Annotated in this window: 16 protein-coding genes; 3 read left to right on the top strand and 13 right to left on the bottom strand. The window is 57.4% G+C overall.

The features are described 5' to 3' along the window. The 4 genes from sspA to zapE form a co-directional block, all read right to left on the bottom strand. Window positions 1–639: a stringent starvation protein SspA gene (sspA, locus tag KGA69_RS08850; RefSeq protein ID WP_015369483.1), complete on the bottom strand. Its 639-nt coding sequence runs from the start codon at window positions 637–639 to the stop codon at window positions 1–3. A 309-nt stretch (window positions 640–948) separates the two neighbouring features. Beyond that, complete coding sequence (gene rpsI / locus KGA69_RS08845; RefSeq protein WP_000829818.1) at window positions 949–1,341, bottom strand: 30S ribosomal protein S9; 393 nt, start codon at window positions 1,339–1,341, stop codon at window positions 949–951. 15 nt (window positions 1,342–1,356) lie between these two features. Beyond that, on the bottom strand, window positions 1,357–1,785 hold the full coding sequence (rplM, locus tag KGA69_RS08840; RefSeq protein ID WP_002918559.1) for a 50S ribosomal protein L13: 429 nt from the start codon (window positions 1,783–1,785) through the stop codon (window positions 1,357–1,359). Between the two features lie 247 nt (window positions 1,786–2,032). After that, window positions 2,033–3,163: a cell division protein ZapE gene (gene zapE / locus KGA69_RS08835; protein ID WP_213293013.1), complete on the bottom strand. Its 1,131-nt coding sequence runs from the start codon at window positions 3,161–3,163 to the stop codon at window positions 2,033–2,035. Window positions 3,164–3,353: 190 nt separating this feature from the next. Here zapE and zapG point away from each other — a divergent pair, with 190 nt between their 5' ends. The 3 genes from zapG to degS all read left to right on the top strand — a co-directional run bounded on the left by zapG (window position 3,354) and on the right by degS (window position 6,439). Next, window positions 3,354–3,752, top strand: a complete 399-nt coding sequence (gene zapG / locus KGA69_RS08830; protein ID WP_015369480.1) for a Z-ring associated protein ZapG — start codon at window positions 3,354–3,356, stop codon at window positions 3,750–3,752. A 173-nt stretch (window positions 3,753–3,925) separates the two neighbouring features. Beyond that, on the top strand, window positions 3,926–5,293 hold the full coding sequence (degQ, locus tag KGA69_RS08825; protein ID WP_047077785.1) for a serine endoprotease DegQ: 1,368 nt from the start codon (window positions 3,926–3,928) through the stop codon (window positions 5,291–5,293). Between the two features lie 87 nt (window positions 5,294–5,380). Further along, the gene (degS, locus tag KGA69_RS08820) at window positions 5,381–6,439 is read left to right on the top strand and encodes an outer membrane-stress sensor serine endopeptidase DegS (RefSeq protein WP_015703614.1); all 1,059 of its coding nucleotides are present in this window, start codon (window positions 5,381–5,383) and stop codon (window positions 6,437–6,439) included. Window positions 6,440–6,468: 29 nt separating this feature from the next. On the opposite strand, the gene KGA69_RS08815 is transcribed toward degS, so the two are convergent. The 9 genes from KGA69_RS08815 to KGA69_RS08775 form a co-directional block, all read right to left on the bottom strand. After that, the gene (locus KGA69_RS08815; protein WP_213293012.1) at window positions 6,469–7,167 is read right to left on the bottom strand and encodes a hypothetical protein; all 699 of its coding nucleotides are present in this window, start codon (window positions 7,165–7,167) and stop codon (window positions 6,469–6,471) included. Window positions 7,168–8,047: 880 nt separating this feature from the next. Then, entirely contained in the window at window positions 8,048–9,349 is a 1,302-nt protein-coding gene (locus KGA69_RS08810) for an oxaloacetate decarboxylase subunit beta (RefSeq protein WP_213293010.1), read from the bottom strand. Window positions 9,350–9,364: 15 nt separating this feature from the next. After that, the gene (gene oadA, locus KGA69_RS08805; RefSeq protein ID WP_213293008.1) at window positions 9,365–11,131 is read right to left on the bottom strand and encodes a sodium-extruding oxaloacetate decarboxylase subunit alpha; all 1,767 of its coding nucleotides are present in this window, start codon (window positions 11,129–11,131) and stop codon (window positions 9,365–9,367) included. Window positions 11,132–11,146: 15 nt separating this feature from the next. Next, window positions 11,147–11,395, bottom strand: coding sequence for an oxaloacetate decarboxylase subunit gamma (locus KGA69_RS08800; RefSeq protein ID WP_213293006.1), 249 nt, complete (start codon window positions 11,393–11,395; stop codon window positions 11,147–11,149). Between the two features lie 140 nt (window positions 11,396–11,535). After that, complete coding sequence (gene ttdB / locus KGA69_RS08795) at window positions 11,536–12,153, bottom strand: L(+)-tartrate dehydratase subunit beta (RefSeq protein WP_015703618.1); 618 nt, start codon at window positions 12,151–12,153, stop codon at window positions 11,536–11,538. Next, complete coding sequence (ttdA, locus tag KGA69_RS08790) at window positions 12,153–13,052, bottom strand: L(+)-tartrate dehydratase subunit alpha (RefSeq protein WP_045397212.1); 900 nt, start codon at window positions 13,050–13,052, stop codon at window positions 12,153–12,155. The genes ttdB and ttdA overlap by 1 nt, the downstream gene beginning before the upstream one ends. A 32-nt stretch (window positions 13,053–13,084) precedes the next feature. Next, a complete protein-coding gene (locus KGA69_RS08785; RefSeq protein ID WP_213293005.1) occupies window positions 13,085–14,353 on the bottom strand; it encodes an SLC13 family permease in 1,269 nt (422 codons plus the stop codon). 200 nt (window positions 14,354–14,553) lie between these two features. Further along, a complete protein-coding gene (locus KGA69_RS08780; protein ID WP_213293004.1) occupies window positions 14,554–15,219 on the bottom strand; it encodes a GntR family transcriptional regulator in 666 nt (221 codons plus the stop codon). Beyond that, on the bottom strand, window positions 15,206–15,835 hold the full coding sequence (locus KGA69_RS08775; RefSeq protein WP_047047146.1) for a GntR family transcriptional regulator: 630 nt from the start codon (window positions 15,833–15,835) through the stop codon (window positions 15,206–15,208). The genes KGA69_RS08780 and KGA69_RS08775 overlap by 14 nt, the downstream gene beginning before the upstream one ends. Between the last annotated feature and the right edge of the window lie 4 nt (window positions 15,836–15,839).

The following is a 15,839-nucleotide window of genomic DNA, read 5'->3' as shown; positions in this document are numbered from 1 at the left end:
TTAGCCCCGGCCGAGGCGCATTTCACGCTCGGCTTCAGTTAAAGAAGCGAGGAAAGAATCACGTTCGAAGACGCGAGTCATATAGCCCTTAAGCTCTTTCGCGCCAGCACCCACCAGTTCTACGCCGAGAACCGGCAAACGCCACAGCAGCGGAGCCAGGTAGCAATCGACCAGGCTGAACTCATCGCTCAGGAAGTAAGGCTTCTGAGTAAAGACCGGCGCAATCGCCTGCAGTTCTTCACGCAGCTGCTTACGAGCGGCATCAGCCTGGGCCGCGGTACCGGTCTGGATGGTATTCATCAGCGAATACCAGTCTTTCTCGATACGTTGCATGTACAGACGGCTTTCACCACGCGCCACCGGGTAAACCGGCATTAGCGGCGGATGCGGGAAACGCTCATCCAGGTATTCCATAATGATGCGGGATTCCCACAGAGTGAGCTCACGATCCACCAGCGTCGGGACGCTTTGATTCGGGTTGAGGTCAATCAGATCCTGAGGCGGGTTATCCTTCTCCACGTGCTCTATCTCAAAACTGACACCTTTTTCGGCCAGCACGATGCGGACCTGATGGCTATAGATGTCAGTAGGACCAGAAAACAGCGTCATTACCGAACGTTTGTTGGCAGCGACAGCCATGAAAACCTCCAGGTATATTCAGAATTTTTACTGCTGCCGACCACGCATGGCCAGCCAGATGTATAAACCCCATTCGCACGGCGACGATATGTTCATTGATTAACTAAAAAATGAACAACCACCAGCATTTGGGCAGAAAATTGGATGATAGTTTACCAGATTTTGCGGACGTTGTGGTGAGGGTATTCTGGAAATGCTGAAAAAGTGGTAAGAACAGGCCATTTCTTTGTGGATAACAGCCGTTTTATCCATAAAAAAACCCGCCGGAGCGGGTTTTTTCGCAAATTGTTCTGCGTGAGCAGAAAACAATTAACGTTTGGAGAACTGCGGACGACGACGTGCTTTACGCAGACCGACTTTCTTACGTTCAACCTGACGAGCGTCACGAGTAACGAAGCCAGCTTTACGCAGTTCAGAACGCAGGGACTCGTCGTACTCCATCAGAGCGCGGGTGATACCGTGACGGATCGCACCAGCCTGACCAGAGATACCACCACCTTTAACAGTGATGTACAGATCCAGTTTCTCAACCATGTCGACCAGTTCCAGCGGCTGACGAACTACCATGCGGGCAGTTTCACGACCGAAGTACTGTTCCAGCGAACGCTGGTTGATTACGATTTTGCCGTTGCCCGGTTTGATGAAAACGCGAGCTGCGGAACTTTTGCGGCGACCAGTGCCGTAGTATTGATTTTCAGCCATTGCCTATAATCCCGATTAGATGTCAAGAACTTGCGGTTGCTGTGCCGCGTGGTTGTGCTCGTTACCAGCGTAAACTTTCAGTTTACGGTACATAGCACGACCCAGCGGGCCTTTTGGCAGCATGCCTTTAACCGCGATTTCAATCACACGCTCAGGACGGCGGGCAATCATCTCTTCAAAGGTCGCTTCTTTGATACCACCGATGTGGCCGGTGTGGTGGTAGTACATTTTGTCTTCGCGCTTGTTGCCGGTTACAGCAACTTTTTCTGCGTTCAGAACGATGATGTAATCACCAGTATCAACGTGCGGAGTGTATTCCGCTTTGTGCTTACCGCGCAGGCGACGAGCCAGTTCAGTAGCCAGACGGCCCAGAGTTTTACCGGTCGCGTCAACAACATACCAGTCGCGTTTTACGGTTTCTGGTTTAGCTGTAAAAGTTTTCATTAAAAGCTTACCCAAATAAATAAGTTACACGTTGGTGAACACCCAAACGTTTAGTCAGTTGAGGTTCACACGACAAAGTCCGGCAAACCTACCCCTTCGAATAGCCTATGCCAGCACATAGAAGATTTCGGGAAAAAAAACCTTCTCGTAACGTGGGGTCGCAAGATTATAGAGAAGTAGGGGCCAAAGATCGACCCCTTTATGTGATTTGCAGCAGGTTTTTCTCAACCTGAGAAGAAGGCTGGATTCAGGGCATGTGCGGCTGCTTCAGATACTCTTCGCTTTGCATTTCCTGCAGGCGCGATAAACAGCGCTGGAACTCAAACTTCAGGCGTTCGCCCTGATAGATCTCATACAGCGGTACCGCCGCGCTGACTACCAGCTTCACGTGGCGTTCGTAGAATTCATCCACCAGCGCGATAAAGCGCCGCGCTTCGCTCTCGAGCTGCGTCGTCATCACCGGCACATCGAACAACATCACGGTATGGAACAGGCGTGACAGCGCGATGTAATCGTGCTGGCTGCGCGCATCCACGCACAGCGTGTCGAACGACGCCGCCAGGGTCTGGTTTTCCACGCCCAGCGTCGGCAGCGGCCGGTGGTTAATTTCCAGCGTCGGCATCTGCTCGCGTTTGGCCCCCGCCAGCGCCAGCCAGAGTTTATCCATTTGCTGGTTGGTCTCGGCATTGAGCGGCGACAGCCACAGATGCGCCTGGGTTAAAGTGCGCAGGCGGTAATCAATCCCCGCATCGACGTTCATAATGTCGCAATGCTGTTTGATGGCGTCTATCGCCGGCAGGAAACGCGCGCGTTGCAGACCATTGCGGTAGAGTTCGTCCGGCGGGATGTTCGAGGTAGCGACCAGCGTAATCCCCCGCGAGAACAGCGCTTTCATTAAGCCGCCGAGCAGCATGGCATCGGTGATGTCGGAGACAAAAAACTCGTCGAAGCACAACACATCGGTTTGCGCTTTAAAGCGATCGGCAACGATTTCCAGCGGGTCGCTATGCCCCTGCAGGGTGGTTAACTCTTCGTGCACGCGCAGCATAAAGCGATGGAAATGCAGGCGCTGTTTACGCTCGCCCGGCAGGCTTTGATAGAACATATCCATCAGCCAGGTTTTGCCGCGCCCCACGCCGCCCCACATATACAGGCCGCGTACGGCGGTCGCTTCCGCCGCCGGCTCACGCTTGCCGAGTAGTTTGCTGAATTTCGCCCGCAGACCGCCGCCCGCGGGCGCTGCGGCTACAGGTTTATCCTGCAGTTCACGATAGATGGTATCGAGTCGGCTGACCGCTTCTCGTTGGACATCGTCTGGTTGATGGCTGCCCTCTTTGAGAGCTAAAAGGTAACGCGATGTTGGGGACAGGCTTTGCATGATCTTATTGTTATTCCTTGAAAACCGTGGCGCCGTAGCGCACGATTGACGAAAAAAAGGCGGTTCTACAGTACGCGATGATACGCCAGGATTCCACTTCTGTGGAATTAGCGGTTATAGTGGCACTATCGGGCGCAGGCGGAGAGCCTAACAGCCACCCTACGGAACCACAAAACAACGGGAGATGTTCATGACCTGGGAATACGCGCTAATTGGATTAGTCGTCGGTATCATCATCGGTGCCGTCGCCATGCGTTTTGGTAACCGCAAATTGCGTCAGCAACAAGCGCTGCAGTTCGAACTGGAAAAGAATAAAGCAGAGCTTGAAGAGTATCGCGAAGAGCTGGTCAGCCATTTTGCGCGCAGCGCAGAACTGCTGGACAACATGGCGGATGACTACCGTCAGCTGTATCAGCACATGGCAAAAAGCTCCAGCAGCCTGCTGCCGGACGCCATGGCGGACGCTAATCCGTTCCGCAATCGCCTGGCGGAGTCCGAAGCCAGCAACGATCAGGCGCCGGTCCAGATGCCGCGCGACTACTCTGAAGGCGCCTCCGGCCTGCTGCGCGGTGGCGCGAAACGCGACTGATCCCGCTGTCTGCGTAAAAATATTTACCGGGCGCGCCTTCCGCGCCCGTCTTCCCCCTGCATCCCAGCTACAATTTAAGCACGGACCGCATTGTTAGCCGGTCGAAAATTCAATAACATCAAATCATTCGGACGTTTTTTCCATACACCTCAGGTTACGAGAGCCAGCATCTAATGAAGAAACAGACTTTGCTGTTGAGTGCGTTAGCGTTAAGCATTGGATTATCGTTGTCGGTCCTGCCTCCGGCGGCGGCATCACTGCCGACCCAGGTTCCAGGCCAGGGCGCGCTGCCGAGCCTCGCGCCGATGCTGGAAAAAGTATTGCCTGCGGTGGTGAGCGTGCAGGTAGAAGGCACCGCCTCGCCGGTGCAGAATATGCCGGAAGAGCTGAAAAAATACTTCGGCGACAACGCGCCGCAAGAGCAGGCGCAGCCGTTTGAAGGCCTCGGTTCAGGGGTGATTATCGACGCCGCCAAAGGCTACGTGCTGACCAACAACCACGTAATAAGCCAGGCGCAGAAAATCAGCATTCAGTTGAACGATGGCCGCGAGTTCGATGCCAAACTGGTAGGCAGCGACGAACAGAGCGATATCGCTCTACTGCAGGTTTTAAAACCCAGCAATTTAACGCAAATCGCCATCGCGGATTCCGACAAACTGCGCGTCGGCGATTTCGCCGTTGCCGTCGGCAACCCCTTCGGCCTCGGCCAAACCGCCACTTCCGGCATTATCTCCGCGCTGGGCCGTAGCGGCCTTAATCTCGAAGGGCTGGAAAACTTTATTCAAACCGATGCCTCAATTAACCGCGGCAACTCCGGCGGCGCGCTGCTGAATCTCAACGGCGAGCTTATCGGCATTAATACCGCCATTCTGGCGCCGGGCGGCGGCAGCATCGGTATCGGATTCGCCATCCCGAGCAACATGGCGAAGACCCTCGCCGATCAGCTTATTCAATACGGCGAAATCAAACGCGGCCTGCTGGGTATTAAAGGCATGGAAATGAGCGCGGATATCGCTAAGGCGATGAATATCAACGCTCAGCGCGGCGCCTTCGTAAGCGAAGTCCTGGCCAATTCAGGCTCCGCAAAAGCAGGGATTAAATCCGGTGACGTTATCGTCAGCATGAACGGCAAGCCGCTAAGCAGCTTCGCCGAGCTGCGTTCGCGTATCGCCACTACCGCCCCTGGCACTAAAGTAAAACTGGGGCTACTGCGCGACGGCAAACCATTGGAGGTTGAAGTGACGTTGGATAAGAGCACTTCTTCCACCGCCAGCGCCGATCTGATTATCCCGGCCCTGCAGGGAGCGGCGCTAAGCGATGGCCAGCTGAAAGACGGCACTAAGGGCGTGACTATCGATAGCGTCGATAAAGGCAGCGCGGCGGCACAGGTTGGCTTGCATAAAGACGATCTGATTATCGGCCTCAACCGCCAGCGCGTGCGTTCCATCGCCGAGCTACGTAAAGTGCTGGAAACCAAACCGGCCGTCATCGCGCTGAATGTGCTGCGCGGTAACGAAAGCATTTATCTGCTGCTACGCTGACGGCTGCTTCCGGACATCGCGCGTCGTGCGATGTCCGGATAAGTCATGCTATGCTGCGCCTGCCCATTAATTAACGATATTCGCATCATGCCAGGAAAGCTTTTACGTTCAGTCCTTATCGGTTTAATCGTCGGCGGCATCCTGCTGGCGGCGATGCCTTCGCTGCGCCAGTGGCAGCTCTCATCAGCGACGCCGAGCGATACCGCTGACGAATCGCCCGCCAGCTATAATGCCGCGGTAAGACGCGCAGCGCCGGCGGTGGTCAACGTCTATAACCGCGCGCTGAACAGCACCAGCCATAACCAGCTGACGCTTGGCTCCGGCGTTATCATGGACCAACGCGGATATATCCTCACCAACAAGCACGTCATCAACGATGCTGACCAGATAATCATTGCGCTGCAGGATGGACGGGTATTCGAAGCCCTGTTAGTCGGTTCCGATACCCTGACCGACCTGGCGGTGCTCAAAATAAACGCCAGCGGCGGCCTGCCGGTCATCCCGATTAACCCGAAACGCGTTCCGCATATCGGCGATGTAGTACTGGCGATAGGCAACCCATATAACCTCGGACAAACCATCACCCAGGGCATCATCAGCGCGACCGGTCGTATCGGCCTGAACCCTACCGGGCGGCAGAATTTCCTGCAAACCGATGCCTCTATCAACCACGGCAACTCCGGCGGCGCGCTGGTCAACTCGCTGGGTGAATTGATGGGTATTAACACCCTGTCGTTTGATAAGAGCAATGACGGCGAAACGCCGGAAGGGATCGGCTTTGCCATCCCGTTCCAGCTGGCGACCAAGATCATGGATAAACTGATCCGCGATGGTCGGGTGATCCGCGGTTACATCGGGATCAGCGGCCGCGAGATCGCGCCAATGCATGCGCAGAGCGGCGGCATGGATCAGATCCAGGGGATCGTCGTGAATGACGTCGCCCCGGATGGCCCGGCGGCGCAGGCTGGGATCCGCGCCAATGACGTGATCATCTCGGTGAATGATAAACCAGCAGTTTCGGCGCTGGAAACCATGGACCAGGTTGCGGAAATTCGCCCGGGTTCAGAAATCCCGGTGGTCATCATGCGCGATGATAAGAAAATCACCCTGCACGTGGCGGTACAGGAATACCCGGCGACAAATTAACGCTTAGCGCTCCTTTATCGGGAGCGCGATTAATCGGCAAACAGCGGTCCGGCCGGGAATCTGGCCAGAAACCCGGTCACCGCCAGTAACGACCACAACGATGGCCAGCGGATCTGCCGCTCCTGCAGTTCATCATCCAGCGTCAGTAACGCGAACTCCCCTCTCTCGCCGAGAACCCCGCCCTGCCACAGCAGCCGTTGCGCCTGCTGCCGCGCCCACGGCGATTCACTCTTCCAGGCCAGTAAATGCAGCAGCGACTGCTGTAAACAAACGCTGTGCGCATGGTTGTCCCGCAGCAATCGTCGATACACCGGCAGCGAGATACTGCGTACGCTGTAGAAACCGCTGCGCGATTCACTATCAGCCTGCGCCACGCTGGCGCACATCTGCCCGGCCAGATCGCATAAACGATTATGCGTCAGCGGCTGACGCAGCGCATCCAGATGCCCGGCAGCGGCGCAAAGCAGGCCGCTCCTTTGCCGCTCCTGCGTCAGCGAATCAAGCAACGCCGCTACCGTTTCAGCCTCCCCGCTCTGCGCATGCTGTATACCGGCGTCATAACAACAGACAAAGAAATCATGGCTGCCACGGCCGACCGGCGGGTGCGCCAGCAGATTCAGCGCCGGATGCAGTTGTTCAAGCTCCTCCAGCGACGCCAGGGCGTCATCAACGACCCCCTCTTTTGCCGACGACCGGCTGGCAGGATGTAATACTAGCGTTTCATTCATCAAAGCCTCCTCAGGAAAAATTCCCGGCTCGCGCGGCGCCCGGCCGGGCTACGGGGTCACCGGTCGCCCGGCTAAGGTGCCAGCCGCCCTCCGGGAACCTCTCCCCGGTGGCGCTGCGCTTACCGGGGCTACAAACCGGAGCGGACCGGTCGCCCGGCTAAGGCGCCAGCCGCCATCCGGCAACCTCTCCCCGGTGGCGCTGCGCTTACCGGGGCTACAAACCGGAGCGGACCGGTCGCCCGGATAAGGCGCCAGCCGCCATCCGGGAACCTCTCCCCGGTGGCGCTGCGCTTACCGGGGCTACAAACCGGAGCGGACCGGTCGCCCGGCTAAGGCGCCAGCCGCCATCCGGGAACCCCTCCCCGGTGGCGCTGCGCTTACCGGGGCTACAAACCGGAGCGGACCGGTCGCCCGGCTAAGGCGCCAGCCGCCATCCGGGAACCTCTCCCCGGTGGCGCTGGCTTACCGGGGCTACAAACCGGAGCGGACCGGTCGCCCGGATAAGGCGCCAGCCGCTATCCGGCAACCTCTCCCCGGTGGCGCTGCGCTTACCGGGGCTACAAACAGGAGCGGACCGGTAGCCCGGATAAGGCACCAGCCGCCATCCGGGAACCTCTCCCCGGTGGCGCTGCGCTTACCGGGGCTACAAACCGGAGCGGACCGGTCGCCCGGATAAGGCGCCAGCCGCCATCCGGGAACCTCTCCCCGGTGGCGCTGCGCTTACCGGTGTTACAAACCGGAGCGGACCGGTCGCCCGGATAAGGCGTCAGCCGCTATCCGGAAACCTCTCCCCGGTGGCGCTGCGCTTACCGGGGCTACAAACCGGAGCGGACGGGTAGCCCGGATAAGGCGCCAGCCGCTATCCGGGATGGATGCCGGCCTACATCGCCAGCACGTACTTGAGCATCACCCCGGCGGCGATCGCCGAGCCGATCACCCCGGCCACGTTCGGGCCCATCGCGTGCATCAGCAGGAAGTTCTGCCCGTCCGCTTCCAGACCCACCTTGTTGGACACCCTCGCCGCCATCGGCACCGCCGATACCCCGGCGGAACCAATCAGCGGGTTGATCTTGTGCTTACTGAACACGTTCATCAGCTTGGCCATCAACACCCCGGCGGCGGTGCCCACGCAGAAGGCGATCACCCCCAGCAGCAGGATCCCCAGCGTCTGCGGCTGCAGGAACTTGTCCGCCACCAGCTTGGCCCCCACCGACAGCCCGAGGAAGATGGTGACGATATTGATCAGCGCGTTCTGCACCGTATCGCTCAGACGATCCACCACCCCGCTTTCGCGCATCAGGTTGCCGAAGCAGAACATTCCCAGCAGCGGCGCGGCGTCCGGCAGCAGCAGCGCCACCAGCAGCAACAGCACCGCCGGGAAGAGGATCTTCTCGCGTTTGCTCACCGTACGCAGCTGCACCATGCGGATCTTCCGCTCTTTGTCGCTGGTCAGCGCCTTCATGATCGGCGGCTGGATCAGCGGTACCAGCGCCATGTAGGAGTAGGCGGCCACCGCGATGGCCCCCAGCAGCTCCGGCGCCAGCTTGCTCGACAGGTAGATGGCCGTCGGGCCGTCGGCGCCGCCGATGATGCCGATGGCCGCCGCCTGCGGCAGGGTGAAGGAGATGAAGCCGAAGTAGTTCAGCGTCAGCGCCCCGAGCACGGTGGCGAAGATCCCGAACTGCGCCGCCGCCCCCAGCAGCAGGGTGCGCGGGTTGGCCAGCAGCGGGCCGAAATCGGTCATCGCCCCGACGCCCATAAAGATCACCAGCGGCGCGATACCCGAGCCAATCGCCACCTTATAGAAGATGGCCAGCACTCCGGAGGAGTAGCCCATGTCCACCGCCAGCGTCTCCATCTGCCCCTGCACCGACGGCAGGGCCAGCGCCAGCGCCTCCTTGATGGCGTGGACGTCCGGCGCGCAGTTGAGCTTCGCGGCAATCACCGCCAGCTGGACCGGGTCGTGGTGGGCCAGCAGGTTTTCCAGCGCGCTCAGCGCCAGCCCGGCCTCCGGGATATTGGAGAGCAGGCCGCCGAAGCCAATCGGCAGCAGCAGTAACGGCTCGAACTTTTTCGCAATCGCCAGCCACAGCAGCAGCAGGCTGACCAGCAGCATCACCGCCTGGCCGGCTCCCAGGTGCATCAGCCCCATGCCCTGAATCAGGGCGTTCAGACTTTCCATTTGCGCTCCTCGTCCTTACGCCAGCTGCAGCAGGGTGTCGCCGACCGCCACCGCATCGCCGGATTTCACCGCGATACCGCGTACGGTACCGGCCTGCGCGGCGCGGATTTCGGTTTCCATCTTCATGGCTTCCAGAATCAGCAGTACCTCGCCTTCCGCCACCGCCTGGCCTTCGCTGGCCAGCACCTTCCAGATGGTGCCCGCCAGCGGCGCGGTCACCGGGGTGCCGGCGCCTGCCGGGGCGGCTGCCTGAACCGGTGCGGAAGACGGAGTGGCCGCCGTCAGCTGGCTGACGTCGCCGCCGTCGCTGACTTTGACCACGAAGGCTTTGCCTTCCACTTCCACGGTGTAGACGCCGGAGGCGGCGGCTTTTGCCGGCGCGGCAGATTTTGCTTCTTCCACCTGCGGCACGGGCTCAAAGGCCGCCGGGTTGTGGCGGTTTTCGAGGAACTTCAGGCCGATTTGCGGGAACAGCGCCACGGTGAGTACGTCGTCGATGGCATTTTCGGCAAGCGTGATGCCCTTCTCCTGCGCCTGGCGTTTCACGTCGGCTTCAAGCTCCGCCAGCTCCGGCTTCAGCAGGTCCGCCGGGCGGCAGGTGACGGCGTCGGCGCCATCGAGCACCCGCGCCTGCAGGGCGGCGTTAACCGGCGCCGGGGTGTGGCCGTATTCGCCTTTCAGGATACCGGCGGTCTCTTTCGCGATGGTTTTGTAGCGCTCGCCGCCCAGCACGTTAAGCACCGCCTGGGTGCCGACAATCTGCGAGGTCGGAGTCACCAGCGGGATGAAGCCGAGGTCCTCGCGCACGCGGGGGATTTCCGCCAGCACCTCATCCAGACGGTGGGCGGCGCTCTGCTGTTTAAGCTGGCCCTCAAGGTTGGTGAGCATCCCGCCCGGCACCTGGGCGACCAGGATACGGCTGTCGGTGCCTTTCAGCTGGCCTTCGAAGGCGTGGTATTTTTTGCGCACCTCGCGGAAGTACGCGGCGATGCTCTCCAGCTTGTGGATATCGAGGCCGGTGTCGTAGCGGGTCCCGGCGAGGGTGGCCACCAGCGCTTCGGTGGCCGGGTGGCCGTAGGTGGCGCTCATCGAGGAGATGGCGGTATCGACGCCGTCGACGCCGGCTTCAATAGCCTTCAGCAGCGCCATCTCCGCCATGCCGGTGGTGGAGTGGCAGTGCAGGTGCAGGGTGACGGCAAAGCGTTTTTTGATTTCGCTGACCAGCTCAAAGGCGGCATGCGGGGTGAGGATACCGGACATGTCCTTGATGGCGATGGAGTCGACGCCGGTCTCCAGCAGCTGTTCGGTGAGGTCGAGCCAGGTCTGCAGGGTGTGCGCCGGGCTGGTGGTGTAGCTGAGGGTGCCCTGGGCGTGGGCGCCGTGGCTGCGCACCGCCTGCAGGGCGGCTTTCATGTTGCGCGGGTCGTTCATGGCATCGAAAACGCGGAACACGTCCATGCCGTTTTTGACGGCGCGCTCGACAAAGCGCTCCACCACGTCGTCGGCGTAGTGGCGGTAGCCGAGCAGGTTCTGGCCACGCAGCAGCATCTGCAGCGGGGTTTTCGGCATCGCCTTTTTCAGTTCGCGCAGGCGGACCCACGGGTCCTCGCCGAGGAAGCGGATGCAGGCGTCAAAGGTGGCGCCGCCCCAGCATTCCAGCGAGCGGTAGCCGACGTCATCCAGCTGAGCGGCGACGGGCAGCATATCGTCAAGGCGCAGACGGGTGGCGAACAGGGACTGGTGGGCGTCGCGCAGGACGACATCGGTAATGGCAACGGTCATGAATTCCTCCGTGAATTAAGGATTAAGGCGGCGATGGTGGTGAATGGCGGCGACAATCGCCGGTTTTAAGCGGGCGAAGTCGTCGGCGGGCGCGACGGCGGCCGGCGCCGCTTTGGGCGCGGCAGGCGGCTCAGGGAACAGACGGGTAACGGCGAGAGACATCCCCCGGATGGCGAAAATGAGCAGCAGCAGGAACGCCAGCACGAAGCCCATGCCAAGACACATCAGGGTGAAGCCCTCGCCTAACAGCGCAGCATCAGTCATAAAATAGCCTTTGGAGGGGCGCAATAATGGCGTGATGAACCCGCGATAGCAGAGTGGATTTCCCCAGACCACATGGTCAGAAGCCTCTTTATCGCGGAATTTAATTCTCGCCACTACTGCGCAATATATTTAGCCAGGAGTTATTTAATAAAACTTACGTGCTGACAGATCTCATCAGCGACAATCTCTTTGCGCTGATTAAATATCACTTTATTCTGCTCAAACAGGTTATTTCCATGGGTATCGATCGACACAATAAGTGGGCCGAATTCTTTTACCCGGCAAACCCATAAGGTTTCCGGCATACCTAAATCACGCCACTGGGCGTCTTCAATTTCTTCCACACAGACCGCGGCAACCACCGCGCAGCCGGCCGGGAATACGCAGTGCAGCGCTTTATGTTCGGCGCAGCCTTCTTCGGTACCTTTGCCCATGCCGCCTTTACCGACAATGAGTTTCACACCGGTCTTAGCAATAAATTCTTTTTCAAATTTCTCCATACGCATACTGGTGGTTGGTCCAACAGAGACCATTTCAAATTTATCTTCTGTACCTTTAATCGGCCGCACAATTGGCCCGGCATGTAATATCGCGCCGCCAGCAACGTTGACCGGCAATTCGCGACCGCCTTCAATTAAACGACGATGAGCAACATCACGACAGGTAACAATATGACCATTAAGATAAATAATATCGCCCGCTTTAATATCAGCTAAATCTTCATCTTTAATTGGCGTAGTAAGTATTTTTTTAGTCATCAGAAAGCCACTCCTGTGTGAGACGTAATGGTGTAATTCAAATCTTTATCGAAAACGATATGTCCTTTGCGGTGCGACCAGCAGCCGACGTTGACCGCCACGCCAATGGTGGAAGGGTGGCGTGCGGTATTTTCGATATTGACGCCCATCACGGAGGTATTGCCGGACATCCCCTGCGGGCCAAGGCCAATTTTATTAATGCCGTCTTCGAGCATTTTCTCCAACGATGCGGCGCGTTCATTCTCATTGCGCGATCCCACCGGACGCATCAGCGCTTTCTTCGACAGCAGCGCCGCCGTTTCAACGGAAGTCGCGACGCCAACGCCAACCAGCAGCGGCGGACAGGCGTTCAGGCCATAGCTGGTCATCACATCCAGTACGAAACGGGTTACGCCTTCGTAACCGGCGCCCGGCATCAGCACCATCGCTTTACCCGGCAGCGAGCAGCCGCCGCCGGCCATATAGGTGTAAATGCTGCACTGGTCGGAATCGGGGACGATCTCCCAGAATACCGTCGGCGTACCTTTACCCACGTTTTTACCGGTGTTGTATTCGTCAAAGGTCTCAACGCTATTGTGGCGCAGCGGAGAATCCACGGTGGCTTTAATCACCGATTCGCGCAGCAGCGCTTCCAGCTCGCCAATCAGCGGGAAATTAGCGCCGCACTCAACCAAAAACTGAATGACGCCGGTGTCCTGGCAAGAGGGACGATCCAGCTCTTTCGCCAGACGCTGGTTTTCAATCATGGTGGTAAAGATGACGTCAGCCAGCTGGCTGGTCTCTTTCTTATGCAACTCTTTCAGTTTTGCAGTGACGTCATCAGGCAATACTTTGCCGGTATATCCCACGAATTTGGCCATAATATCGGTCATTCGGGATATCTGTTCGCTTTTGCTCATAAAGGCTCCTTAGTCAGAACAGCGTCCGTAAATTACGGGTGAAAAGGGAAAAGAATTGGCAGCAGTACGAGGCTGACAATGGTAGAAACGATAATCAGAGGAAGGCCCGATTTGGCGTAATCGACAAACTTATAGCCGCCTGCCGATAGCACCATCATGTTGGCGGGCATACCGATCGGCGTCGCGTAGGCGCAGGAACTGCCGATTACGGTCGCCATCAGAACCGCTTTCGGATCGGCGCCCATTCCGGCCGCGATCGACAAACTCACCGGTACCAGTAGCGCGACGGTGGCGGTATTGGACATAAAATTGGTCATGATGACGGACAGCGCAAAGACCACCACCATCAACATGAACGGGGAAGAGTTCTGGCCCAGCATGCCGATGACATGATCGGCAACCAGCTTGCCAGCACCGGTCATTTCCAGCGCTTTTGCCAGCGCCAGCGTGCCGCCAAAAATGAAAATAGTCTGTGAATCAATCGCCTTATAGGCCTGCTTTTCCGTCAGCACGCCGGTAAACACCAGGACTAACGCACCGATACAGCCTGCCACCGTCAGGCTAATGCCGGTCTGTTTCTCAAAAATCATGCCGAGGATCGTGGCGATCAGCACCACCAGCGACAGGATCTGTTTCCAGCGCGGAACGTGGCTGTAATCACGCTGTTCGCCGACGCTACCGACTTCACCGCTATTCGCGGTAGCAGGCAGAAATTTATAGCCGATAGTCAGGAAATAGAAGATGCCGCAGAGCAGCATCGGTAAACCCACTTTCGCATACTCAAAGAAGCCAAAGCCGCTACCGATATTCTGCAACGCCGATTGCGCGATCAGGTTGCCGGGCGCGCCAATCAGCGACAGGTTGCCGCCGAGCGCGGCGGCAAATACCAGCGGCATCAGCAGACGCGAGCGGGCAAAACCCGATTTCGCCGCGACGCCAATTACTACCGGGATCAATACCGCCGCCGTACCGGTGTTGGAAAGAAAACCCGACATCACGCCGACGACCACCATGATGGTGAAGATCAGCTGTTTTTCGGTTTTGGCGAAGTGAGTGATCACCCCACCGACTTTATTGGCCATCCCGGTTTCAAATAACGCCCCGCCGACGATAAACATGGCGACAAAAAGAATGACGTTGGAGTCGATAAAACCGGCAAAAGCTTGTTTTAGATCCAACACGCCGGTGAGCACTAACGCCACGCAGACCACCATGGAAGTCACTGCCAAAGGCACCTTCTCCCAGACAAACATGACGATAGCGAACACCAGCAAACATAAGGTGATGGTAATCGGTTCCATATTTATAATTATCCATATCAATGATATATGATATTGTATCCAATATTAACGAGGGAGAAATTATGCCCATGCAAAAAGTAAGTCAATGCGTTTTTAAACAAAGATCGCGCAGTGCGATCTGCATCAAGATCCTCTGCAGATCGTCACAAGAGATGATTAATAGCGTTGATGAATACGACTAAAACCAACAGGCTTTAGCGCTATACAGAGGTTTCGGGAAGGTATCGCGTGAGCATATTTTCCATTGAGCGAATAATATGCTCGCGCATGCGCTGACGCGCCAGTTCTTCATTATGCTGTTCAAGTGCCTGTAAAATCGCCTTATGTTCGCGAATGGAGATAGCGGCGTATTCTGCTTCGGTGACCTTGTGCCCCATCGACAGTCCGTTCCACATATTACAGAGCAGCATCTTCATTTTTTCGTTGCCCGCGGCGTTCCAGATCTCCATATGGAAGGCCTGGTTCAGGTCGGAATATTCAGTGAAGTTATTATCGGCCAGCGCTTTTTCCGCCGCATCGTGTACCCGGGCAATGGACGAAATATCCGTGCCGGGACGGGAGGCTTTCGCCACTGCCTCACTTTCCAGCAGCGCGCGAATTTCATAATGCTCGCGAATCGTCTGTTCGTTGATCCCCAACACCACCGCGCCTTTATTAGGGCGGACTTTAATCAGGCCATCGGCGGCTAAAATCTGAAACGCTTCGCGCACCGGCATGCTGGAAACGCCGACCATCCGGGCAATGCCTTCGAGAGTTATCTCCTGCCCTTCCACTAAATCCCGCGAAAGAATCGCTTTGCGTAATACCGCAGCGACCTGCTCTTTCGCCGAAAGAAGCTTAATTTTCCCTAATTTAGGCTTCTGCACTTTCCCAATCCTTCATATGTTGACGCATAATTTCCGCAAGCATGAGGAAATAACGCTGTGTTGCCTGAGCAATATTGCCCACATCGCCGCGGCTAATGGCTCCAGCCAGTTCATGTAGTATCAGTGCCGATTCCTGGCTATCGTCTTTCAGATACAGGATGACATAAGAAATATATCCATCCAAAAATTGCTGATACGCCTTCGCCAGATAGCGGTTATCAAGATAGGAAATCAGCAACTGATGAAATTCCAGTTCGCGAGTTTTGTCGCCAGGCTGCGCCAGCGCTTGCGCGCGCCCGAGCAGCAATTCCCCCTGGTTTGCCGGCACGAGAGTGAACAATTCGGCAGCCATCACCGCGATCACGCGAAAAATATGGCTAACATCATCGGGCACCAGCTTTGATACCTGCATATGACGGTTAGGCAAGCGCACCAGAAACCCCTCTTGTTCAAGAGACTGCAACGCTTCTCTAACCGGCATACGTGAAAGCCCTAGCTGCTCAGCAATACTCTCCTGCGCCAGCTCATCTCCCGGTTTTATCGCTCCGGAAAGAATTTGATAGCGAATGATTTGCGTAATGTGGTCCCTGGTCTGCTTTCTTTCGATCTTTTTCACAACG

The sequence above is a fragment of the Klebsiella sp. A52 genome (assembly GCF_018388785.1).
Taxonomy (GTDB): Bacteria; Pseudomonadota; Gammaproteobacteria; order Enterobacterales; family Enterobacteriaceae; genus Klebsiella; species Klebsiella aerogenes.
The sequence above is the reverse complement of the archived record's forward strand: the minus strand, read 5'-3'. Positions and strand labels throughout refer to the sequence as shown.